Origin of the sequence: Pseudomonas sp. GWSMS-1 (genome assembly GCF_049847425.1) — a bacterium.
GTDB lineage: Bacteria > Pseudomonadota > Gammaproteobacteria > Pseudomonadales > Pseudomonadaceae > Aquipseudomonas.
Genome location: NZ_JBMHHV010000005.1, coordinates 3,004,769 through 3,026,499, shown reverse-complemented (window position 1 = coordinate 3,026,499; position 21,731 = coordinate 3,004,769). Strand labels below are relative to the sequence as shown.

The following is a 21,731-nucleotide window of genomic DNA, read 5'->3' as shown; positions in this document are numbered from 1 at the left end:
CGCTGCATCTGGGTTATCCTGTGGGCTTTCCGCTGTCTGGCTGTTGAGTGTGTCCATGTCGATAGATGCTCGTTCCCCCTCGAATATGCGCCCCAGTACGTTGCACCTGCCGCGTGGCAACTGGGCGACGGTGTTCGAGTGCCTATGCGCACACTTCCCGGCGATTAAGCCGGCGGTGTGGCAGGAACGTATCGCCCGTGGACGGGTGTTGGACGCCCAGGGGCAGCCAATCAGCCTGCTGACGGTCTATCGCGAAGGGTTCAAGGTGCATTACTTCCGCGAAGTGCCCGCCGAGACGCCGATTCCGTTCGAGGAAAGCGTGCTGTATGTCGATGAGCATGTGTTGGTCGCCGATAAGCCGCATTTTCTGCCGGTGATGCCGGCCGGCGAGTATGTCGAGCAGACATTGCAGGCGCGTCTGGCCAAGCGTTTGGGCAATGCCGATCTGGTGCCCTTACATCGCATCGATCGGCATACCGCGGGTCTGGTGCTGTTTTCCACCAACCGCCAGAGCCGCGGCCAGTACCAGGCGTTGTTTCGCCTGCGGCAGATGGACAAGTGCTACGAGGCCTTGGCGGCCGCCCTGCCGCAGCTGACCTTCCCGTTGCTACGCGCCACGCGGCTGGACGCGGCTGAGCCGTTTTTCCGCATGCAGGAAGTGGCGGGGGAAGCCAACACCGAAACCCGTATCGAGGTCGCCCAGCGTCTGGGCGAACACTGGCTGTACCGCCTCTACCCGGTGACGGGCAAGAAGCATCAGTTGCGCGTGCACCTGGCCGCGCTGGGCGCGCCGATTGTTAATGACCCGTTCTACCCTGAGGTCACCGACGCCCCTGATAGCCCTGATGACTACAGCAAACCGTTGAAGCTGCTGGCGCGCGGGCTGGCGTTCGATGATCCGCTGACGGGGCAGCGGCGCAGTTTCGAAAGCCAGCTCAGCCTGCTCTGAGGCTGTAATTCGAGGGTGTTTCCCCGCGCGGCCTCCGGGCTCGGGTTATTCCTTTTTGGCGGCCTGCCACAGCACTTCATCAATCTGCTGACGCTTGGCGATCACGCGGGCAGCGACAAACAACAGGTCAGAGAGGCGGTTGACGTAGGCCAGGCCGACGCCGCGAATCGGTTCCACCGCATTCAGGTGTTGGCAGCGGCGCTCGGCGCTACGGGCCAGGCTGCGGCAAACATGCGCTTGGGCAATCAGCCGTGAACCACCGGGCAGGATGAAATTCTCCAGCGGTCCGACTTCTTCGTTCCAGCGGTCGATGGCCGCTTCCAGGCGCTCGATTTCCGGCGTCTGGAGCGCCTGATAGTCGGGCATTGCCAGTTCGCCACCGAGATCAAACAGGCGGTGCTGGCAGGGCGCGAGCACCTCGATAATCTCGCCCAGGCCCGTGCATTTAGCCTGTTGCTCGGCCAGGTCGGCGAGCAGCAAGCCAATCTGGCTGTTTAGCGTATCCACCTCGCCCATGGCATCCACGCGCGGGTGGTCCTTGGTCACGCGGCGGCCGTCGGCCAGGCCGGTTTCGCCGGTATCGCCGGTGCGGGTATAAATCTTCGAGAGTCGGTAGCCCATATTCAGATGCCTGTATCAGGAGTGGCGGTTGGCAGCGGCAGGCGCAGGGTGAAGCAGGTGCCCTGATCGGGTTTGGACTGCACCTCCATCTGCCCTTTGTGGTTATTGGTGATGATGAAGTAAGAAACCGATAGGCCGAGGCCGGTGCCCTGGCCGACTTCCTTGGTGGTGAAGAACGGCTCGAAGATGCGTTTGCGCACCGACTCGGGCATACCGACGCCGTTATCTTCGACCTGGATCTCGGCCCAGGCCCCGGCCAGGCGTACTCGCAGAATGATCTGCCCTGGTACTTGGCTGTCACTGCGCTGATGAATCGCCTGGGCGGCGTTTTTCAGCAAGTTGAGCAGCACCTGCTCCAGTTCGTTGGCGGTGGCGGGTACGGCGGGTAGATCGGCCGCGAACTCGCGCTGAATGTTCAGGCTCTTGAAGTCAAAACTATCGGTCAGGTCAAAGTCGTTGCTGGCGATTTCCACGGCTTGGTCGATCAGCGCCGGCAAGTGGCATGGGGCGAGTTGACGATCACTGCGGCGGCTGAAATTGAGCATGTGGCTGACAATCTTGGCGGCGCGGCTACCGGCCTGCTGAATGCCATCGAGCAGGCGCGGGATCTCTCGGGCCTGCAGGTAACGGTCGATGGCTTCCAGGCAGATGCCGGCTTGTTCGGCCTGTTCGCGGTTTTTTTCCAGCTCCGGTGACAGGCGCCGGCGGATGTTCTGCACGTTATGCAGGATGGCCCCCAGCGGGTTGTTGATCTCGTGCGCCATGCCGGCGGCGAGGCCACCCACGGAGAGCATCTTCTCTGACTGCACCATCATTTCTTCGAGGTTGAGGCGCTGGGTGATGTCGTCGATGCGGATCACCACGCCACGGCCGCTGCTGCCGGTCAGCGGGTAGAAGGTCAAGGCGAAGTGCAGAGGTTGTTCATTGCTGCCCCAGGTGACGCGTTCGATTTTTTCCACTTGATGCTGTTCGACAGTGCGTTTTAGCTGCGGCAGGAAGGGCTTGAGCGGCGGGAAGGCGAGGAAAATCGGCTGATTCAGTGCTTCGTCCAGGCGGGTGCCTGACAGGCTGCTGGCTTCCTGGTTCCACTGCGTCACATAGAGCTGCTCGTCGAGGGCGATCAGGGCCGAGGGCATGGAGTCGATGATGCTGTTGAGGTAGTTCTGAAAACCAGTGAGCTTTTTCTCGATTTTGCTGCGCACCTGCACTTCCAGCTCCAGTTTACGGTTGGAGTGGCGGGTTTCTTCCGCGAGGTGCTGGGCCTGGTCGAAGGCTTGTTGGACGTCATCACGGGCGCGCTTGAGCTGTTGCTCGCGGGCTTCGATGCGCACCAGCATGGTGTTGAAGGCATCGGCCAGGCCGCCGATTTCGTCGGCGTTGCCGCGGCGTGCGCGCAGGGCGTAGTTCTCCTCGCGGGTGACTTGGCGTGAGAGTTCTTCCAGGCGGCGGATCGGTCGGGTGATCAGGCGGCGTACCTGGCGCGAGACAATCAGCCAGAGCACGACGCTCAGGGCGAGAATCACCAGGCTCGCGGTCAGTGTGCCGGTGTAGAACACCCCTGGCAGTTCGCTGGAGGCGACCAGCAGTAAATGGCCGGAATGGCCGGTGTCTTGGGGTAACTCGATTAACTGACTGATGCGGAACTCACTGTGCCGCCAGGACTCGACCTCTTCAATGTGCTGCGGCAGCTGCAGTTTGCTGCCGCGCTGCAGCTGCGCCAGGCTCAGGCCGTCGGCGTCATAAATCATCGCCGCGCGCAGCGGTGCGTAGTCATCCAGGCGCTTGAGCAAGGCTTTGGCCGCGGTGGGAGAGCTCAGCGCATGTTTGCTCAACTGTGGGCTGGCAATCAGCCGGCCGAGGGTGTGCAGCGCTTGGGGCGCCATGCTTTCCTGGGAAATCCAGTAAGCGGCGCTGATAAAGGCCAGGTTGGCGACCAGCAGTACGGTGGCTAGCAATGCCAGCAGAGCGACCAGCAATTTGCGGCCGACCGGGAGATTTTCAAGGCGCTGACGCAGGGGCATGGCGAGGTGTGTCGGTGGTGAGCGTGTCGGCAGGTTAACGCGCGGCTCAGTAACTGGGCAATCCGCGTGCGTTGAGGTGCGTGAGCAGTTGGCTGTGCAGGGCATTTAAATGGGGCAGCAGCAGTTGGTGGCGCTGCGCGGCATCGCAGGCATAACCCAGCAGGTAGGCGATTTCTGTGCGTCGGCCTTGGCTGACATCTTGGTGCATGGAGGAAAAGTTTGCGGCGGTGGCCAGGATCACTCGCTGCACGTCGTCATGCAGGTTTTCGGCGGCCGCACTGTGGCCGCAGCGCCGCAGCAACTCACTCAGCTCACTGCACAGGCAGGCGACTTGCGCCGGGTGCTCGCGCAGCCCGCCATTGCGGCAGTCATGCAGCACGGTAAGGGGGTTGATGGCGCAGTTCAGCGCCAGTTTGCGCCACAAGCGACTGAGGATATCCAGGCTCCAGTCATGGGCAATACCGGCGCGTTGTAAATCAGCCAGCCAGACCGGAGGCTGCACATCAAGCGGGTCACCGAGCCAGGTATGGCCGTGGCCGGCAAACACCACTTGGAAATCCGCCTGGCGAAACGCGCCTTCGGTGCTGGACGCCATAATGCAGCGCGCATGTGGGGCCGCGCGCGCGACCTCGTCCTGGCTGCCCAGGCCATTTTGCAGCAATAGAATTTCTGCACCGTCGACTAAGCGTGGCGCCAGTTGGCTCACCGCGGTGGCGGCGTCGTAGGCTTTGCAGGCCAGCAGCAGGCGCTGGATCGGTTGCGGATCGGCGGCTGTTTGGGCCGCGATGGCGAAGCGCTGGGCCTGGCCTTGTTCAATGAGGGTCAGGCCGCCGGCGTGTTGATAGCTGCGTAGGCGTTGTGCATCACGCAGGATCAGCTGCACCGGCAGGCCTGCCCGCGCCAGACGAGTTGCCCACAGGGTGCCCAGGCTGCCGGCCCCGAGGATATGCCACATGCTCAGCGCGGGCTACTGCGGCAACGGCAGACGCACTGCCGTTACGCGGCCGCTGCTGTAAGACTCGCTCAGCAATTTCTCGGCGTGTTGAGTGATTTGCTCCGCAGTACAAGGCAGGCCTTTGGCGTCGAGGCCTACCAGGCTGATCCCGGCTTTGAGACTGATAAAACCTTCGCTGGTTTTGAAAGCCTTGAGGTTGATGCCATCGTGCAGGCGTTTAAAGCTGCTGGGCGAACACTCGTGCAGGTCGCTTAGCAGGGTGATGAGGCCAAAGTGGTTTTCATCCAGACGCACCAACACATCCAGTGGCCGCACTAACTGCTGCAGGCGTCGGGAAACACCGCTCAGCAGCTCGTTATAAAAGGCTTCGCCATGCTGCTGGTGCAGTCTATGAACGTCCTGTAAGCCAATCAGCAGGTAACACAGCGCGCCGCCACGGGATTCAATCTGGCGCAGGCTGTCGAGCATCTTCTGATGTAAATAGCGGTTGTTACCCAGGCCCGTGAGCGGGTCGATCAGGTTGCGTTGCTCCAGGCTGGCGATGTTGTCGGTGAGCAGGCGATTCTCTTGCAGTAGGCGCTGCAGGCTGTTGCACAGACGGTCGGCGGCGAAGACCCGTGGCAGCAGTTGCTCGTTCATGGCCGCTTTGCTAATGAAATCATCAACACCGCTGTCGAAGGCTTCGCTCAGTACGTTTTCGCCTTCCTTGCCGGTGAGCAGGATGACGTAGGTGTAGTGGTGAGCCATTTCGTCGAACTGACGCACCTGCACGGTCAACTCCAGGCCATTCATCTCCGGCATCAGCCAATCGGCCAATAAAACGCTGGCGGGGCGCTGTTCGAGCAGTTTGATGGCTTCGGCGGCGCTGCTGGCGAAGCGTAGATCCTGATAACCCGCCTGGCTCAGGGCTCGCCCGATCATGGCGCTGGAGAACTTGGCGTCATCGACGACCAAAATACTCAGGTGGGGGTTCGACATGGGCAGGCTCGCTAAAGGGAAATCACGTGGGCCCGGTACTTCGCCGGGCAGTGTGTGTCGCTAGCATTATATAATGGTCGGGTTTTTTTACCGTCAAGCCAGGCGTGCCCCATTCGTGATGCAGGGCGCGCCGTCTATCAGGAGTAAGCCCATGCCCTCGTTCGACGTGGTGTCCGAGTTGGACAAACATGAAGTGACCAACGCCATCGACAGCGCCATCAAAGAGCTGGACCGTCGTTATGACCTGCGCGGTAAAGGTAGCTTTGAGCTGAAAGAGCTGACTGTCAACCTGACAGCCGATGCGGATTTTCAGTTGGAGCAGATGGTTGAGATTCTCAAGCTCTGCCTTGTCAAACGCAAGATTGACGTGCAGTGCCTGGAGTTTAAGGACGCCTACCCATCGGGCAAGAGCGTCAAGCAAGAGGTGATCTTGCGCGAAGGCATCGAGAAGGACCTGGCGAAGAAGATCGTCGCGCACGTCAAGGACAGCAAGCTCAAGGTTCAGGCTGCAATCCAGGGCGAGCAGGTGCGTATTACCGGGAAGAAACGTGATGACCTGCAGGAAGCAATTGCCGCCCTGCGCACCAAGGATTTCGGTATGCCCTTGCAGTTCAACAACTTCCGCGATTAATGCGTGAGTATTGAACCTTGGCGTCGAGCAGGCGTCGCAACGGTGTAAGTGCAGTAAAACCGCCACGGCTTGCCGTGGCGGTTTGTTTTTAGGCTTTAAAAAGGATTAACAAATGGAATTTAACGTCGAACAAGTCGTGAAAATGTCGGAAGCCTGGTTGCCCGTCGTGCTGGAATACAGTGGCAAGCTGACCCTGGCTTTGATCACTTTGCTGATCGGTTGGTGGTTGGTCAGTAAGCTCGTCAGCAGTATTGGCCGTGTACTCGACATGCGTCAGGTGGACCGGGCGCTCGGCAGTTTTATCTGCAGCCTGGTCGGCATCGTGCTGAAAGTGCTGCTGCTGGTCAGCGTGGCCTCGATGGTTGGGGTGGAAACCACCTCCTTTATAGCCGTTATCGGTGCCGCCGGTCTGGCCATTGGCCTGGCCTTGCAAGGCAGCCTGGCAAACTTCGCGGGCGGCGTCTTGATCATGCTGTTTCGTCCGTTCCGGGCCGGCGATTGGATCGAGGCACAGGGCGTGTCGGGCAGTGTCGACAGCATTCAGATTTTCCATACCACACTGAAAACCGCCGATAACAAAGTGGTGATCGTGCCCAACGGCAGCTTGTCGAATGGTCATATCACCAACTATTCGCGCGAGCCTAAGCGTCGCGTCGACATTAATGTGGGTATCGATTACTCCAGCGATATCAAAACGGCGCGTGACGTGCTCCTGGAAATCGCCAAAGACCCGCGCGTGCACAGCGAACCCGCTCCCGTGGTGTTTGTGACCGGGCTGGGTGACAGTGCGGTCAACCTGTCTTTGCGGGTGTGGGTGGCAACTCCCGATTTCTGGCCGGTCACTTTCGCCTTTACTGAGCAGACAAAGGAACGCATGGACGAGGCGGGTATTGGTATTCCATTCCCGCAGCGCGTGGTGCATTTGGTGCAGGCAAACTAAGCATCTCAGCATAAAAAAGCCCCGCTAATGCGGGGCTTTTTTATGCGTGTTCGGATGGTGTTTGTACCGCACTGTCAACGGCCTGCGTTCGCTCGCGTCGCCATTGCAGAATAATCAGGATCAAGGTCGGGACACCCAGTGCAGCGGTCACTAGGAAGAACTGGGCGTAGCCGAATGTTTCCACCATCACGCCTGAATAACCACCGATCAGTCGTGGTAACAACAACATGATTGAGCTGAGTAGGGCGTACTGGGTGGCGGAGAATTTCAGGTTGGTCAGGCTCGACAGGTAGGCGACGAAAGCAGCGGTCGCCAGGCCAGCGCTAAAGTTGTCGGCAGAAATGGTCACGATCAACATCTGCAGGTCCGCGCCCATGCCTGTGAGCATAAGGAACAGCAGGTTAGTTGCTGCCGAGGCGGCGCCGCCAATAAACAGGATCGGCATAATGCCGAAGCGCACGATCAGCAAGCCGCCGACCCCGGCCCCCACGAGCGTCATCACCAGGCCAAATAGCTTGCTGACGCTGGCGATCTGATCCTTGGTAAAGCCCTGGTCGATATAGAACACGTTGGCCATTACGCCCATCACGGTGTCCGACATGCGATAGGTGGCAATCAGGCCCAGCAGCAGGAAGGCCTGCCAGCGGTAACGGGTAATAAAATCGTTGACCGGCGTTAGCACCGGCGCCAGGCCGCGACGCCCCATGGACGACAAGCACAGGGCGCTGAGAATGGTGTAGAGCAGGGCGCGCAGAAAGGCGCGGTCTTCCAGCAGCAAGTCGAGCACGCTGTTCTGGCCATTAACTAGGCTGGCAAAGTCGGTGTAATAAAACTGGGTGAACATCGCCGGTACCGACACCAGCAGCACAATCAACACCAGTACCGAGGCAATCTGATGGCTGAAGCCATAACGCGCTGCGGCGAGTTGGGTGCGCAGCGGCACATCCGGCTCGCGCATCCACAGGCTGGTCAGCAGCCCGGGGAGCATCAACATGGCAAACAGCATGTAGGTACCTGCCCAGGCGCCGTGCTGGTAGAGCAGGGCGGTGGAGCCAAAGCCTTCTGCGAAATATAACGCGCCGGCGGTGGCGAGCAGGGCGGCAACGCGGTAGCCGGCCATATAGCTCGCGGCTAGGGCGGCTTGACGGCTGTCGTCGACAATTTCCAGGCGATAGGCGTCGACGGCTATGTCCTGGGTGGCCGAGGCGAAGGCCACCAGTACGGCCAGGGAAATCAGCCAGGTTAGGTGGGTTTGTGGGTCACACAGGGCCATGCCGGCCAGGCCGATGGCGATCAGGATCTGTGACAGCACCAGCCAGGAGCGTCGCCGTCCCAGCTTGCCCAATAGCGGCAGGCGCCATTGGTCGAGCAGGGGCGACCAGACCCATTTAAAGGCGTATGCCAGGCCGATCAGACTGGCAAAGCCAATGGTGTCGCGCGCCACACCGGCTTCGCGTAACCACACGGAAAGGGTCGAAAACACCAGCATGTAGGGTAGGCCGGCGGCGAACCCTAGCAGGAGCAGCACCAATGTCGACGGGCTGGAGTAGGCAGCAATGGCATCACGCCAGCTTTTACGAGGCATTGAAGGGGTATCAGCCTGAGATTGACCTAACAAAGGGCGCACTCTAACCGCTGTGCTCTGTTGGGCGCCAGCCATAGCGCGGCATATCCACCCGATCGTTATGGATTTGCACACCTTCCTCGCGTAGGCGGCTGCGCTGCTCTGCGCCGGCGTGGCTACCGGCAGGCAAGCCGAGACGCCCGCCTGCGCAAATGACCCGGTGCCACGGCAGGGTTGTGCCGTCCGGGAGCTGGCTGAGGGTGCGCCCGACCCAGCGCGCGGCGCGGCCCAAGCCTGCAAAGGTGGCCAGTTGTCCGTAGCTCACCACGCGGCCTGCGGGTATGAGGCTCAGCGCTGCATAAAGTGCCGTGCAGCGCTCTGTCTGGCTTGCTGTGTGCTGACCTGGCGCGGCATGCTTCGGCACCTGTCCTGGTTCGCTATCTGGCTTTTCCAACATGCTGCTACGTAACCTGGTGTGTTTACTGATTTTTAGTCTGGCCGCGCCTGCGTGGGCGGACACGGTGTGGCTGAACAATGGTGACCGTCTGAGCGGCGAGATAGTTCTACTCGATGGTGGAAAACTGGCCCTGAAGACTAAATATGCCGGACAGGTGCTGATTGCCTGGAAGGATATCGACACCCTGCGCTCGGACAAACCCCTGCTGGTTCGGCGTCAGGGCCTCGACAGCGAGCGCAGCAATCAGCTGGAAGCCGCCGGCAAGGGCATGGTGCGGGTGGTCAGTGAGCGCACGCAAACGGTACCGCTGGCCAGCATCACACGGTTGATTCCACCAAAACCGGTACTGCAGGACCGCCTTTGGGAGGGCAATCTGGATGCCAAGCTCGATATGGAGCGCGATGACAACGACACCGACGAGTGGAAGCTCAAGGGCAATACACGCATGGAACATGGACGCTGGCGGCACGTGCTCAGCGGTGAGCTCGAGCGTAAGGTCAAGAATGGGGCGAAAACCGCAGACAACTGGCAGTTGGAATACGACCTTGACCGCTTTATCACGGATAACTGGTTCTGGCGGGTCGGTGCCGAACAAAATGAGGATGAGTTCGCCTTCTTCACCCGTCAGCGTTCGCTGGGAACAGGCCCGGGTTATCGTTTCTGGGACAACGAATTAGGTCGGCTGGATGTGGTTGGTCAATTCAATCGTTTGCAACTGCAAACCCGCGATGCCGATCTGGCGCTCAATACCTACTCATTGTCTTGGGATTACAAGCGCTTGCTCTGGGGGACCCGGCTGGAGTTTTACAGCACGGCCGAGCTGCAGCTGCCGGATATCAAGCAGATCGACTACGTACTCGACAGTGAAATAGGCCTGCGTTACCGCCTGAATCAATGGGCACGGCTGTCGCTGCTGTACGAGCTGGATCAGGTGCGCGGGCTTGGTCAGTCCGCAAGTGAGCGGCGCTATTTGTTGGGGGTGGGGGTCGGCTGGTAGGACGGATAGGGTGAACTCACAGTACATCTGTCGGTCAGTGCTTGCTCTGGCATCGTGCGTACGGATAATGCGCGGCCCTACGCACACATCTAGATAGAAAGCCTCTTCCTATGTTTTCCAGAACGCTGCTTTGCTTGGCCCTTACGCTTGCTGCCACACCCGCATTGGCGGACACCGTTTGGTTGAAAAACGGTGACCGGTTGACCGGCAAGATCAGGTTCTACGACGGTGGCAAGCTGCTGCTGGTAACCGACTACGGCGGCGCCATTGCCCTGAGCTGGAACAAGATCGCCACCCTGGAAAGTGATCAGGAATTGCTGGTCAAGGAAAGTGCCATCAGCGGCGAGCGGGCAAAAGCCCTGCAGGCGGCGGAGCCTGGCAAGGTCACGCTGGTCAATGGCGAGGCGCCCAAGACCATTGAGTTGGCCAGCATTCAGCAGATCCTCAAGCCCAAGCCATTGGTTGAGGACCTTGTCTGGAAAGGCAATGTTGATGCCGCGCTGGACTACAAGCGTGCCGAACGCGACACCGACGACTATGACGTCAGCCTGAAAACCCAGGCGCGCCACGGGCTGTGGCGGCACAACGCGCAAGCGGAATACAACCGTGAGTTCCAGGATGACGTGGTGACCACCGATAACTGGAGCGCCGAATATGCGCTGGACCGTTTCCTTACGGAGAAATGGTTCTGGCAGGGGCGCATGGAGTACAAGCGTGATCGCATTGAAGACGTGCGGCGTCAGCGTACATTGGGTACCGGTCCTGGTTATCAGTTCTGGGACAACGAACTGGGCGCCTTCTCCGTGGCGGGCCTGCTTAACCGGTCGGACTATGAGTACGACAATGGCGAGCGTGACAACTTCTATGCGGTGAGCATGAAGTGGGATTACAACCGCTACCTGATCGGTAAGAGTGTCGAGTTGTTCAGCGATGGTGAGGTGGGTAAGCCGCTGGCCAATGTGGCGGACTACACCCTGGATGCTGCCGTAGGGCTGCGCTACAAGCTGACCGACTGGGCCTCGCTGAATATGAAGGCCGAGAAAGACCTGGTTAGTGGTTCGGAAGGCGAGCTGGATGAAACCCGTTATAGCTTGGGTTTTGGCGTCGGCTGGTAAGCTGAGGCCGTAAACAAAAAGCCCCGCATCTGCGCGAGCCGTTCGCTTAATCTGTTGAAAACCTAAGGCCCGGTGAAGTACAGGATATCCTCGTATTTCACTGGGCCTTTGGCTAATCCAAGGCGCATAGCCGGTGTTTTCTTGTCCTTACCGCCCTTCAGCACGTAGTTCTGTACCACTCGCAGGATATCGAGCAGCTTTTGAACCTGATTTGGGCTGTACGGCGCGTAACCACTCCAGACCCGTCCAGTATTCGATTGGGATGAAATGCCCCGTTCCAGGAGCGACTGACGCCGCCTAACTCGGTTGAAGTACGAATCGACACCGTGCAGGCTGGCTCTGTTGTAAAGCCAAGCTGCGTGATCAGGCTCAAGGTCACCTAGGTCGGTCAGATGGCATAAGGCCTTTTCAGGCTCGTTCATCGTTGCCAGCGGGTGAAACACCCAGCGATCCTTCCATTTTCCGATGAGCTTTGCCTCCTCGATACGCTGCTTGAGCAGCATCAAGACGGCCTCTCGCTTGTTCAAGCCGAGATTCTCTTTCATCACCTTGGCGATAGCCTTATTCGACTCATTGATCAGCCTGCGCTTCTGATCCACGGTCATCATCTTGTTGATCCTCACGTAAAAGGCATCGACTCGACGGGATTTGATTCCTTCTTGGAACGCTGCCAAGCATGCCGCCCGCATCCCCGAGTCCTGGTCGAGAAAGAACCTGAGCTTTTCGACACTGGCCAGCAGGTGACGCAAATACAGGAAGTGGCCGTACAGGGTGTACTCGGAATGAGTTTGCATGCCCCGATCCGGCAGCTTTTCGTCTTTGGTAGGCTCATCCGAGATTTCGACATCCTCTCGCTTCTCAGAGCTGGAGTAGGTCGCAGCGATATCACCTTCCAGGCTGCCAGATGCCTTGGATTTCTTCGATGCAGCCATGGAAGCTAAATAGTCAGAGGCCATCCAGAGCCTTGCATACTTACGGTGAGGAGTCGGCAGGTTGATGTCGGCGATCTGCTTGGCATCCTCCTCAATGGCCTCTGGATCAAGTCGAGGGTCGAAATTGAGATGCATGGCGAAAATGTACTGACTGGTGTTATCGGCTGACGCAACAGCCGAAACCACCGTGTTACGCCGATCATCACGCCGAGACCAGTTGATCACGTAATCCTGGCGATCCACGCTGATGTACAGGCGACGAATGGGCATATCAGGAAGTTTCGACTCCCGCTCACTGGCGAAGGCCAAACACTGCCGATGGATAAAGTCGATCTTGTCGTAGACCGTTTGCAGGGCGATTTCTTCAATTTCGGCAATCCTGCGCACTGGCACCTTGTTGACGATTAGCTTGAAGATGCTCTTGTTCTTGTGAGTCAGGCGCTGGCGGCTGGTTGATTTACTGGCAACGGAAAAGGTTTTGCCGCATGGCTTGCCATCTACCGTGCCTTTGCAGAGGTAACGTTGGCTGCCCGTACTGGTCACCCCAAATGCAGAGTAGAAGGCCTTACCGCTGGAGACTGGCATTGCATGATTGGAACAACCGTCAACCGGGCAGCAAGATTGCACCGTGGCTTCAACCAAGAAAGCCAACATCCGCTCTAGCTCTTCATGGATACCTTTGTTACTTTTCAGGGGAAAGCTTTCGTTGCAGCTATAGCAATAACCAACCGGCAAGCCTTTTCCTGAGGCTGCGATTCGGTATGGATTTTGGGAACGAGAAAGCTTGTCGCCTACTGGCGAACCAAAATTCGCGCAAATTGGATTTTTGCAGAAATTGACCTGAATGCCCTGATGGGCTGCGGGTGAGCGCTGCTTGCGAGCAGCTTGTGCACCATCTGCGTCAGCGAGGGGATTTTTCGCCTTGGCCGTATCCGCTGATTCGACTGCTTGGCCTTGGGAAGATTTCTTCCCCATGGCTGTCTCCTGAAAAGATGAGGTGCATAGCCTCATACAAGACCATGCACCTCAAAATTTCAACAGATTAAGCGAACGGCTCGGCATCTGCGGGGCTTTTTTAGTTCAAGTATCGACTCTGCGAGCTAGAGCCAGGCAAGGCGAAATTGGGCGAGGGTGCGGAGTTTACGAGCTGTAAATGAGCAACCCGAGCCCAATTTCAACGCAGTCTGGCCGACGCGCAGCAAGTCGAAGCAATTCAGAGGCGCAGGCCGCCGTCTAGCTCCAGAATCCGACCGGTGTAGTAGTCGTTTTCCAGGATGTAGGCTACCGAGTGAGCGATCTCGGCTGGCTTGCCCATACGGCGCAGTGGAATGACCGAGGTCATGCGCTCCAGCGCTTCCGGCTTCATGCTGGCAACCATTTCGGTTTCGATAAAGCCCGGTGCTACGCCCGCAACGCGGATGCCGTAACGCGCCAGCTCCTTGGCCCAGACCACGGTATCGGCTGCCACACCGGCCTTGGCGGCGGAGTAGTTGGCCTGGCCGATATTGCCCGCGCGGGAGATCGAGGAGATGTTGATGATCGCGCCTTCGTTCTTCAGCTCGATCATCTTCGCCGCGATTTCACGGGTGCAGAGGAACACGCCAGTGAGGTTGACGTCGATCACCGACTGCCACTGGGCCAGGCTCAGCTTGGTCATTTCGCCGTCCTTGACCTTGATGGTCAGGCCGTCGCGCAGGATGCCGGCGTTGTTCACCAAGCCGTTGATCGCGCCGAAATCGTCGGCAATCTGCGCCACGGTCTGGGTCACTTGCTCTTCATTGGCGACGTTGCACAGGTAAGCACGCGCTTCTACGCCCATGGCTTTGCACGCGGCCACGGCTTCGTCGAGCTTTTCTTGGTTGAGGTCGACCAGCGCCAGTTTGACGCTTTTCTCGGCCAGGTACTCGGCCATGGCGCGACCCAGGCCTTGGCAGCCGCCGGTGATGACGATCACTTTGTCTTTGAGTTGCATTGCTTATCCCCAAGTAAATGGAGCCGCTGCAACCTCTGCTGCCGCGCCGGCCATAACGCGTTAAGAGTGTTTGGCCCTGCTTCGAGAGGTTCAGTCGGCTCTTCGGTGTAACCTTGCCGGCGCTGTAACCGTTATCCTAAAGCGCCTGTCCGTTAGTGACGGATTCTATGCAAGGAGTCATAAGGTGAGCGTGAAAGCCGGCAAGCATGCCCGAGAATTGCTGCTCAAGGAATACCGGGGCGTGCTCAGCACCCATTCCAAGGCCATGCCGGGTTTCCCTTTCGGATCAGTGGTGCCCTATTGCCTGGATGCCGACGGTTATCCGTTGATGTTGATCAGCCGCATTGCCCAGCACACCCACAATCTCAAACAAGACGGCAAATGCTCACTGCTGGTGGGCGAGCGTGGCGCGGAGGATGTGCAGGCGGTTGGCCGCCTCACCTTGCTCGCTGAAGCCCGACCGTTGCAGGATGGCGCGCAGATTGAGGCCGCCGCGCAGCGCTATTACCGCTATTTCCCTGAATCGCGCGGTTATCACCAGGCACATGACTTCGATTTCTGGCGACTGGAGCCAGTGCGCTGGCGTTATATCGGTGGTTTTGGCGCGATTCATTGGCTGGATCAGGTGGCGTTGAGCAATCCGTTTGCCGGCGACAGTGAGCTCAGCATGCTCGAGCACATGAACAGCGATCATGCCGTGGCGATCGCCCATTACGTCGAACTGGCCGGTTTGCCCGCTCAGGCCCCCGCCGAGTTGGTTGGTATCGACAGCGAAGGGTTCCATCTGCGTATTGCCCAAGGGGTGCACTGGCTGGCCTTTCCAACATCCTGTAACAGTCCGCTTGAGGTGCGCCAGGCCTTGGTAACCCTGGCGCGCGCGGCAGCCTGGCCGACCGACGGTCAGCCTTCAGCTTGAATTCAGCGCGATACCCCATACTTCACCTCTACTGGAAGCTGTTCTTCCGTTAAGGAACCTTTGATGCGTGCTTTTCTGTTCTTATTTTTGCTCTTCCCAATTATTGAGCTGGCCGTGCTGATTCAGGTGGGCAGCACCATCGGCGTATTGCCGACTCTGCTGCTGGTCGTCGGCTCGGCGATTCTCGGCAGTGTGCTGCTGCGGGTGGCGGGTGTTGCCACGGCGTGGCGGGCGCGCGAAAAACTGGCGCGTGGTGAGTTGCCTGAGCAGGAGATGCTTGAAGGTCTGCTGATTGCTGTCGGCGGTGGCCTGCTGCTGCTGCCCGGCTTTATCAGCGATTTCTTCGGGATCTTCTGCCTGATCCCCTTCACCCGCCGTTTGCTGGTCAACAAGGTGCGCCTGCGTGCTGCCGAGCAGGCCATGCGTCAGCGCGCTTTTTTTGATGATCAGGCCGCGCGCTCGGGGCAAGTGCGCCCGAATGTGCTGGAAGGCGAGTACGAGCGCCGCGAGTGAGCGACTCGGCGCGTAATTTTCGATAAAGAATTCGCCCTCAGCCCTTGAAATCCCTCCGCGCGCCCCTATGTACCGGTCACCGCAAGGTTTTTTGTCATTCAGACAAATCAGACTTCAGCGCTGCGCCTGGCGTAGTGCTACCGGCCTAGCCGGATTTTGCTAACCCACCGGTGCATACACCGGTCGAAAAACCATCTATTGGGAGAGATCGACAATGAAGCTTCGTCCTCTGCATGACCGCGTCGTAATCCGTCGCAGCGAAGAAGAAAAGAAAACCGCAGGCGGCATCGTTCTGCCAGGTTCCGCTGCTGAGAAAGCCAACAGCGGTGAAATCCTCGCTGTCGGTACCGGCCGCGTGCTGGACAACGGTGAAGTGCGTGCGCTGGCCGTCAAGGTCGGTGACAAAGTGGTGTTCGGCCCGTACTCCGGCAGCAACACCGTCAAAGTTGATGGCGAAGACCTGCTGGTAATGGCTGAGAACGAAATTCTCGCCGTTATCGAAGGCTGATTGCAGCGTCCGTCGCTACCAATTGCGCTCTATTTGAACGAATTAAGGAATAACCATCATGGCTGCTAAAGAAGTTAAATTCGGCGATTCCGCCCGTAAGAAAATGCTCGTTGGCGTTAACGTTCTGGCTGACGCGGTAAAAGCGACCCTCGGCCCGAAAGGCCGTAACGTTGTTATCGAGAAGAGCTACGGCGCGCCAACCATCACCAAAGACGGTGTTTCGGTTGCCAAAGAAATCGAGCTGAAAGATCGCTTCGAGAATATGGGCGCTCAGCTGGTTAAAGACGTTGCTTCGCGCGCTAACGATGACGCTGGCGACGGCACCACCACCGCGACCGTTCTGGCTCAAGCCATCGTCAACGAAGGCCTGAAAGCCGTCGCTGCCGGCATGAACCCAATGGACCTGAAGCGCGGCATCGACAAGGCGACTATCGCCATCGTTGCTGAGCTGAAGAACCTGTCCAAGCCGTGCGCTGACACCAAGGCCATTGCTCAGGTGGGTTCGATCTCCGCTAACTCCGACACCTCCATCGGCGAAATCATTGCCGAAGCCATGGAAAAAGTCGGTAAAGAAGGCGTGATCACCGTTGAAGAAGGCTCGGGCCTGGAAAACGAACTGTCGGTTGTTGAAGGCATGCAGTTCGACCGTGGCTACCTGTCCCCTTACTTCATCAACAAGCCAGACACCATGGTGGCTGAACTTGACGGCCCGCTGATCCTGCTGGTTGACAAGAAAATCTCCAACATCCGTGAGCTGCTGCCAGTTCTGGAAGCTGTGGCTAAGTCCGGCCGTCCGCTGCTGATCGTGGCTGAAGACGTTGAAGGCGAAGCCTTGGCGACTCTGGTTGTGAACAACATGCGCGGTATCGTTAAAGTCGCTGCCGTTAAGGCGCCAGGCTTTGGTGATCGTCGCAAGGCCATGCTGCAGGACATCGCTGTGCTGACTGGCGGTACCGTCATCTCCGAAGAGATCGGTCTGAGCCTGGAAAGCGCCACCCTGGAGCACCTGGGTAACGCCAAGCGCGTCATCCTCAGCAAAGAAAACACCACCATCATCGACGGTGCTGGCGTTCAGGCTGATATCGAATCGCGCGTTCTGCAGATCCGTAAGCAGATCGAAGACACTTCGTCCGACTACGACAAAGAGAAGCTGCAAGAGCGTCTGGCCAAGTTGGCTGGCGGTGTTGCCGTGATCAAAGTCGGTGCCGGTACCGAAGTTGAAATGAAAGAGAAGAAAGCCCGCGTTGACGACGCTCTGCACGCAACCCGCGCAGCCGTTGAAGAAGGCGTGGTACCTGGCGGTGGCGTGGCACTGGTGCGCGCTCTGCAGGCCATCAGCGAACTGAAAGGCGAGAACGCTGATCAGGACGTCGGTATCGCGCTGCTGCGTCGTGCGGTTGAAGCACCGCTGCGTCAGATCGTTTCCAACGCTGGCGGCGAGCCAAGCGTAGTGGTCGACAAGGTTAAGCAGGGTTCGGGCAACTACGGCTTCAACGCCGCGACCGATACCTACGGCGACATGATCGAGATGGGTATTCTCGATCCAGCCAAGGTGACTCGTTCGGCGCTGCAAGCGGCTGCTTCGATCGCCAGCCTGATGATCACCACCGAAGCGATGATCGCTGAAGTGGCTGAAGACAAGCCGGCCGGTGGCGGTATGCCAGACATGGGCGGTATGGGTGGCATGGGCGGCATGATGTAAGCCAGCCTGGCTCCCAGCAGGCCGCCGCCAGGCGGCTTGCACCTTGTAAAGAAACCCCCGTGCCTGTCACGGGGTTTTCATTTTTCTGCGCTATAACATTCCGGCACAGCAAAGCGGTACGCCAATTGCTTTGGGTAATACGTGCTCCCGGACTGGAGCCTGTCAACTTGCGCAGTGCTGCCAAGCAGTATTGCCGCTTCTTGTTTTGACCTCACCTGGATGTGCTCTACCACGCTGTTTTTACGGGGTGGGTGTCGTTTACGGCTTGCCAGTGACTGCTTTAAAGCCGTGTGTTCTATGAAGCACCGCTTTAATGCAAATGGGCAATTAAGTGACCTTGGGGTTGTTACCGCCCAGGGCGCACGCCTCGGTTTGCCGAAGTATTGAACCATTGGTGCGTGTGCGGTTCGAAGGCGTGGCCTGCCAAATGGCTTGCGTGTGGATCAGGACGATCTGAATGCAGTTGCCGGAAGCGTCCGGCACTAACGGCCGTCGGTCGCCTAACGCGACGCAGCGGTGATCAGTGAACTAAGGTCCATAAACAGCGTTTGGCAGCGCTATCAAGAGGTTGCAGTGATGAAGTTAGAAATCGCACGAGGTTTGTTTTTAGTAGGCGCACTCAGTGTGGCTTCGCTCGCGGCGGCGGCTTGGCACGAAGCCAGCCCCCAGGTCATCACGTTGAGTGAGCGGGGCTACTGCCCGTTACCGCTGCAGGCGCGCGCGAGCGAGGTGATGAGGCCTGATCAGGACCTGCTGCTGTTTATGTTTAGCCTGTCCCAGGGAGGGCGCTCGCAAGGTTGATGCGCTTTACCTGACGTACTCGATAGCCACAAAAAAGCCCTGCATTGCAGGGCTTTTTGTGGGCGGCCTTCCATGGCCGCCACGGTTCGCTTCGCTGTGTTATCCGTGAGCCTTGGCAGGTGCTGCGGGTGCATCCGGTTGCGCCAGCAGGCTGTAGACACAGGGCAGCACGAACAGGGTGAACAAGGTGCCGATCGACATGCCGGTGGCGATCACCAGGCCAATATCGAAGCGGCTGACCGCGCCGGCGCCGGTGGCGAGGATCAGCGGCACCATACCGAAGACCATCGCGGCGGTGGTCATCAGCACCGGACGCAGGCGAATCGCCGCCGCTTCCTCAACGGCCTCACGCCGCGACAGACCTTTTTCGCGGCGCAGCTGGTTGGCGAACTCGACGATCAGGATGCCGTGCTTGGTGATCAAGCCAATCAGTGTGACCAGGCCCACCTGGGTGTAGATGTTCATGCTCGACAGGCCGAGGAACAGCGGTATCAGCGCGCCACAGATCGACAGCGGTACCGTGACCATAATCACCAGTGGGTCGCGGAAGCTTTCGAATTGCGCCGCCAACACCAGGAAGATCAGCGCCAGGGCTAGGCCAAAGGTCACGTACAGCGCGTTACCTTCCTGCACCAGCTGGCGCGAGGCGCCGGCAAAGTCGTAGGCAAAGCCCGCCGGCGCTTCCTCACGCATGATTTGCTCAACGGTTTCGATGGCTTCACCCATGCTGACGATCGGTACGCCCTGAATGATCGCCGAGTTGAGTTGTTGGAACTGATTGAGCTGGGTCGGCCGGGCGCGGTCGCTGACCTTGACCAGGGTGGACAGGGCCAGCATCGCGCCGCTTTCGCTTTTCACGTAGTAGCTGCCCAGCCACTCGGGATTATCGCGGTACGCGCGCTCGACCTGGGCAATCACCTTGTAGCTGCGCCCGTCGATGGTGAAACGGTTGATCTCACCTTCACCGAGCAAGCTGGCCAGGGTCAGGCCGAGGTCTTCCATGGATACGCCCATTTGCGCGGCTTTCTCGCGGTCGATCTCCACCACCACTTCTGGCTTATCGAAGGCCAGGTCAACGTCGAGGAAGGCAAACTTGCCGGATTCCACAGCGCGTGTTTTGACCTTCTCCGCGACCTGCAGCAGTGACTGATAGTCACTCGGCGTATTGATCACGAACTGGAACGGCAGGCCCTCACCCGTGCCCGGTAGGGAAGGGAGGTTGAAGCCGAAGATCTGCAGGCCGGCAATTTGCGACAGACGGCTTTGTACCTCCGGCAGGATCTCCATTTGCGTGCGCTCGCGCTCGTTCCACGGGGTCATCAGAAAACCCCCGATACCCGATTGCACGCCGTTGAAGCCGTTGATCTGGAACGAGGAGTAGTACTCGGGGAACTCCTTGAAGATGCTGACGAATTCATCGGTGTACTTGTTCAGGTATTCCAGGTTGGTGGGCTGCGGTGCGTTGGCGATCATGAAAATGATGCCTTGGTCTTCCTCGGGGGCCAGTTCGCTTTTGGTGAATTTAAGCAGCACCGGGATCAGGCACATGACGATCACCGCAAACACCAGCACCACCGGGCGCGTGTCCAGGGTGCCGTGCAGGGCGCGTTGATAGCGCTGCTTAAGGCCATCGAAAATCTGGTCGAGCTTGTGCGCGAGGCCCGACGGATTCTCTTCGTGGCGCAGCAGCTTGGCGCACATCATCGGAGACAGGGTCAGGGCGACGATGCCGGAGATGATTACGGCGCCCGCGAGGGTCAGGGCAAACTCTTTGAACAAGGCGCCCGTGAGGCCTTCAAGGAAGCCGATAGGCGCGTACACCGCCGCCAGGGTGATGGTCATCGACACCACCGGTACGGCGATCTCGCGTGCGCCTTCGATGGCCGCATCGAACGGCGTTTTGCCTTCTTCGATATGCCGGTGGATGTTCTCCACCACCACGATGGCATCGTCCACCACCAGGCCGATCGCCAGCACCATGGCCAGCAATGTCAGCAGGTTGATCGAGTAACCCATGAGCTGCATAAAGAACAGCACGCCGATCATCGACAGCGGAATGGTGATTACCGGGATCAGCACCGAGCGGAAGGCGCCGAGGAACAGGAACACCACGACGATGACGATCAGCACCGCTTCAAACAGGGTCTTGACCACCTCATCGATGGACGCCTGGATAAACAGCGTGGCGTCGTAAGCGATGGATACCTTGAGGTTGGGTGGCAGCTGGGCTTCGAGGTCCGGCATGACCTTGCGTACTTCTTTGATCACATCCAGCGGGTTGGCCCCTGGTGTGCCCTTGATGGCGATGTACACCGACGGCGTACCGTCGAAGGAGCTGATTGCGTCGTAGCTTTCTGCGCCCATTTCCACCCGCGCCACATCGCGGATCAGCACCCGGCTATCGCCCACGGTTTTCAGCGGGATAGCGGCAAAGGCCTCGGGCGACTTGAGGTCGGTTTCGGCGTTGATGCTGGTGACCACGTACTCGCCTTTTACTTCACCCGCAGCGGCGAGGAAGTTGTACTTGCGCACCGCATCGTTGACGTCGCCGGCGGTCACGCCATAGGCACCCATCTTCACCGGGTCGAGCCACAGGCGCATGGCGAATACTTGATTGCCGAGAATCTCGGCCTCGGCCATGCCGGGCAGTGTGGCCAGCTTGGGCTGGATGACGCGTGACAAATAGTCGGTGATCTGCGGGTTGGACAGTTCATCGCTGTAGAAGCTGACGTACATCAGTGCGGTGGAGTCGGCGGCTTCCTTGCTCAGTACAGGGTCTTGCGCATCCTGCGGCAGCTGGTTTTTCACCTCGTTGGCCTTGGCCAGCAGTTCGGTAAACAAACGGTCGCTGTTGGCGCCGATACGTGCGTAGATCGAAATGATCGACACGTTCTGCCGGCTTACCGAAGTCATGTAATCAATGCCGTCGGCGCTGGCCAGGCTCTGTTGCAGCGGCTGGGTGATATAGCCCTGGATGGTCTCGGCATTGGCCCCGGGATAGGACGTGGTCACCGTGATCAGGGCGTTTTCCATCTGCGGGTACTGGCGAATGGTCAGTTTGCTGAATGCCTGGAAACCAAGCAGGATAATCAGCAGGCTGACCACCGTCGCCAGTACCGGGCGACGGATAAAGGGATCAGTAAAAGCCATAAATAAGTT

19 protein-coding genes are annotated in these 21,731 nt (G+C 58.9%); 10 read left to right on the top strand and 9 right to left on the bottom strand.

Going from position 1 to position 21,731, the window contains the following annotated elements; all coding sequences use genetic code 11:
* Positions 1 to 55: 55 nt before the first annotated feature.
* Positions 56 to 949, top strand: coding sequence for an RluA family pseudouridine synthase (locus ACEPAJ_RS17910; protein WP_425916695.1), 894 nt, complete (start codon positions 56 to 58; stop codon positions 947 to 949).
* A gap of 45 nt (positions 950 to 994) precedes the next feature.
* Here ACEPAJ_RS17910 and ACEPAJ_RS17905 read toward each other — a convergent pair whose 3' ends face one another.
* The 4 genes from ACEPAJ_RS17905 to ACEPAJ_RS17890 are packed head-to-tail and all read right to left on the bottom strand — an operon-like array spanning position 995 to position 5,524.
* Positions 995 to 1,570 (bottom strand): cob(I)yrinic acid a,c-diamide adenosyltransferase, encoded by a 576-nt coding sequence (locus ACEPAJ_RS17905; RefSeq protein ID WP_425916693.1) that lies wholly within the window; start codon positions 1,568 to 1,570, stop codon positions 995 to 997.
* 2 nt (positions 1,571 to 1,572) lie between these two features.
* Positions 1,573 to 3,591 carry a sensor histidine kinase gene (locus tag ACEPAJ_RS17900; RefSeq protein WP_425916691.1) on the bottom strand — a complete coding sequence of 673 codons (2,019 nt, stop codon included), beginning with the start codon at positions 3,589 to 3,591 and terminating at the stop codon, positions 1,573 to 1,575.
* Positions 3,592 to 3,637: 46 nt separating this feature from the next.
* Entirely contained in the window at positions 3,638 to 4,546 is a 909-nt protein-coding gene (locus ACEPAJ_RS17895; protein WP_425916689.1) for a putative 2-dehydropantoate 2-reductase, read from the bottom strand.
* 12 nt (positions 4,547 to 4,558) lie between these two features.
* Complete coding sequence (locus ACEPAJ_RS17890; protein ID WP_425916687.1) at positions 4,559 to 5,524, bottom strand: response regulator; 966 nt, start codon at positions 5,522 to 5,524, stop codon at positions 4,559 to 4,561.
* Positions 5,525 to 5,675: 151 nt separating this feature from the next.
* Between ACEPAJ_RS17890 and ACEPAJ_RS17885 the strand changes: the two genes are divergently transcribed.
* Positions 5,676 to 6,155, top strand: coding sequence for a YajQ family cyclic di-GMP-binding protein (locus tag ACEPAJ_RS17885; protein WP_425916685.1), 480 nt, complete (start codon positions 5,676 to 5,678; stop codon positions 6,153 to 6,155).
* Positions 6,156 to 6,267: 112 nt separating this feature from the next.
* Entirely contained in the window at positions 6,268 to 7,095 is an 828-nt protein-coding gene (locus ACEPAJ_RS17880; protein ID WP_425916683.1) for a mechanosensitive ion channel family protein, read from the top strand.
* 40 nt (positions 7,096 to 7,135) lie between these two features.
* Here the strand turns inward: ACEPAJ_RS17880 and ACEPAJ_RS17875 are convergent, their stop codons facing one another.
* Together ACEPAJ_RS17875 and ACEPAJ_RS17870 are read right to left on the bottom strand one after the other, a co-directional pair.
* The gene (locus ACEPAJ_RS17875) at positions 7,136 to 8,680 is read right to left on the bottom strand and encodes an AmpG family muropeptide MFS transporter (RefSeq protein ID WP_425916681.1); all 1,545 of its coding nucleotides are present in this window, start codon (positions 8,678 to 8,680) and stop codon (positions 7,136 to 7,138) included.
* A 43-nt stretch (positions 8,681 to 8,723) separates the two neighbouring features.
* Positions 8,724 to 9,116, bottom strand: coding sequence for an MGMT family protein (locus ACEPAJ_RS17870; protein ID WP_425916679.1), 393 nt, complete (start codon positions 9,114 to 9,116; stop codon positions 8,724 to 8,726).
* Here ACEPAJ_RS17870 and ACEPAJ_RS17865 point away from each other — a divergent pair.
* Together ACEPAJ_RS17865 and ACEPAJ_RS17860 are read left to right on the top strand one after the other, a co-directional pair.
* Positions 9,115 to 10,113 (top strand): DUF481 domain-containing protein, encoded by a 999-nt coding sequence (locus ACEPAJ_RS17865; RefSeq protein ID WP_425916677.1) that lies wholly within the window; start codon positions 9,115 to 9,117, stop codon positions 10,111 to 10,113. The genes ACEPAJ_RS17870 and ACEPAJ_RS17865 overlap by 2 nt on opposite strands.
* 110 nt (positions 10,114 to 10,223) lie before the next feature.
* Positions 10,224 to 11,228 (top strand): DUF481 domain-containing protein, encoded by a 1,005-nt coding sequence (locus tag ACEPAJ_RS17860; protein WP_425916675.1) that lies wholly within the window; start codon positions 10,224 to 10,226, stop codon positions 11,226 to 11,228.
* A gap of 62 nt (positions 11,229 to 11,290) precedes the next feature.
* Here ACEPAJ_RS17860 and ACEPAJ_RS17855 read toward each other — a convergent pair whose 3' ends face one another.
* Positions 11,291 to 13,135 (bottom strand): hypothetical protein, encoded by a 1,845-nt coding sequence (locus ACEPAJ_RS17855; RefSeq protein WP_223181899.1) that lies wholly within the window; start codon positions 13,133 to 13,135, stop codon positions 11,291 to 11,293.
* 238 nt (positions 13,136 to 13,373) lie between these two features.
* Positions 13,374 to 14,132: an SDR family oxidoreductase gene (locus tag ACEPAJ_RS17850; RefSeq protein ID WP_425916673.1), complete on the bottom strand. Its 759-nt coding sequence runs from the start codon at positions 14,130 to 14,132 to the stop codon at positions 13,374 to 13,376.
* A gap of 184 nt (positions 14,133 to 14,316) precedes the next feature.
* On the opposite strand from ACEPAJ_RS17850, the gene ACEPAJ_RS17845 reads away from it, so the two are divergent.
* The 5 genes from ACEPAJ_RS17845 to ACEPAJ_RS17825 all read left to right on the top strand — a co-directional run bounded on the left by ACEPAJ_RS17845 (position 14,317) and on the right by ACEPAJ_RS17825 (position 18,572).
* Positions 14,317 to 15,048: a HugZ family protein gene (locus ACEPAJ_RS17845; protein ID WP_425916671.1), complete on the top strand. Its 732-nt coding sequence runs from the start codon at positions 14,317 to 14,319 to the stop codon at positions 15,046 to 15,048.
* 63 nt (positions 15,049 to 15,111) lie between these two features.
* Positions 15,112 to 15,561, top strand: a complete 450-nt coding sequence (locus ACEPAJ_RS17840; protein WP_425916669.1) for an FxsA family protein — start codon at positions 15,112 to 15,114, stop codon at positions 15,559 to 15,561.
* A gap of 214 nt (positions 15,562 to 15,775) precedes the next feature.
* Positions 15,776 to 16,069: a co-chaperone GroES gene (locus tag ACEPAJ_RS17835; protein WP_019827816.1), complete on the top strand. Its 294-nt coding sequence runs from the start codon at positions 15,776 to 15,778 to the stop codon at positions 16,067 to 16,069.
* A 58-nt stretch (positions 16,070 to 16,127) separates the two neighbouring features.
* Complete coding sequence (groL, locus tag ACEPAJ_RS17830) at positions 16,128 to 17,771, top strand: chaperonin GroEL (protein ID WP_411184165.1); 1,644 nt, start codon at positions 16,128 to 16,130, stop codon at positions 17,769 to 17,771.
* Between the two features lie 576 nt (positions 17,772 to 18,347).
* Complete coding sequence (locus ACEPAJ_RS17825; protein WP_425916665.1) at positions 18,348 to 18,572, top strand: hypothetical protein; 225 nt, start codon at positions 18,348 to 18,350, stop codon at positions 18,570 to 18,572.
* A gap of 99 nt (positions 18,573 to 18,671) precedes the next feature.
* On the opposite strand, the gene ACEPAJ_RS17820 is transcribed toward ACEPAJ_RS17825, so the two are convergent.
* Complete coding sequence (locus ACEPAJ_RS17820; RefSeq protein WP_425916663.1) at positions 18,672 to 21,722, bottom strand: multidrug efflux RND transporter permease subunit; 3,051 nt, start codon at positions 21,720 to 21,722, stop codon at positions 18,672 to 18,674.
* Between the last annotated feature and the right edge of the window lie 9 nt (positions 21,723 to 21,731).

Excerpts from the sequence above, each read along its gene's own strand:
- ACEPAJ_RS17865 (WP_425916677.1), top strand. The coding sequence starts at position 9,115 with ATGCTGCTACGTAACCTGGTGTGTTTACTGATTTTTAGTCTGGCCGCG.
- ACEPAJ_RS17910 (WP_425916695.1), top strand. The coding sequence starts at position 56 with ATGTCGATAGATGCTCGTTCCCCCTCGAATATGCGCCCCAGTACGTTG.
- ACEPAJ_RS17855 (WP_223181899.1), bottom strand. The coding sequence starts at position 13,135 with ATGGGGAAGAAATCTTCCCAAGGCCAAGCAGTCGAATCAGCGGATACG.
- ACEPAJ_RS17900 (WP_425916691.1), bottom strand. The coding sequence starts at position 3,591 with ATGCCCCTGCGTCAGCGCCTTGAAAATCTCCCGGTCGGCCGCAAATTG.
- ACEPAJ_RS17850 (WP_425916673.1), bottom strand. The coding sequence starts at position 14,132 with ATGCAACTCAAAGACAAAGTGATCGTCATCACCGGCGGCTGCCAAGGC.
- ACEPAJ_RS17890 (WP_425916687.1), bottom strand. The coding sequence starts at position 5,524 with ATGTCGAACCCCCACCTGAGTATTTTGGTCGTCGATGACGCCAAGTTC.
- ACEPAJ_RS17825 (WP_425916665.1), top strand. The coding sequence starts at position 18,348 with ATGAAGTTAGAAATCGCACGAGGTTTGTTTTTAGTAGGCGCACTCAGT.
- ACEPAJ_RS17860 (WP_425916675.1), top strand. The coding sequence starts at position 10,224 with ATGTTTTCCAGAACGCTGCTTTGCTTGGCCCTTACGCTTGCTGCCACA.
- ACEPAJ_RS17885 (WP_425916685.1), top strand. The coding sequence starts at position 5,676 with ATGCCCTCGTTCGACGTGGTGTCCGAGTTGGACAAACATGAAGTGACC.
- ACEPAJ_RS17870 (WP_425916679.1), bottom strand. The coding sequence starts at position 9,116 with ATGTTGGAAAAGCCAGATAGCGAACCAGGACAGGTGCCGAAGCATGCC.
- ACEPAJ_RS17820 (WP_425916663.1), bottom strand. The coding sequence starts at position 21,722 with ATGGCTTTTACTGATCCCTTTATCCGTCGCCCGGTACTGGCGACGGTG.
- ACEPAJ_RS17875 (WP_425916681.1), bottom strand. The coding sequence starts at position 8,680 with ATGCCTCGTAAAAGCTGGCGTGATGCCATTGCTGCCTACTCCAGCCCG.
- ACEPAJ_RS17895 (WP_425916689.1), bottom strand. The coding sequence starts at position 4,546 with ATGTGGCATATCCTCGGGGCCGGCAGCCTGGGCACCCTGTGGGCAACT.
- groL (WP_411184165.1), top strand. The coding sequence starts at position 16,128 with ATGGCTGCTAAAGAAGTTAAATTCGGCGATTCCGCCCGTAAGAAAATG.
- ACEPAJ_RS17835 (WP_019827816.1), top strand. The coding sequence starts at position 15,776 with ATGAAGCTTCGTCCTCTGCATGACCGCGTCGTAATCCGTCGCAGCGAA.
- ACEPAJ_RS17840 (WP_425916669.1), top strand. The coding sequence starts at position 15,112 with ATGCGTGCTTTTCTGTTCTTATTTTTGCTCTTCCCAATTATTGAGCTG.
- ACEPAJ_RS17880 (WP_425916683.1), top strand. The coding sequence starts at position 6,268 with ATGGAATTTAACGTCGAACAAGTCGTGAAAATGTCGGAAGCCTGGTTG.
- ACEPAJ_RS17905 (WP_425916693.1), bottom strand. The coding sequence starts at position 1,570 with ATGGGCTACCGACTCTCGAAGATTTATACCCGCACCGGCGATACCGGC.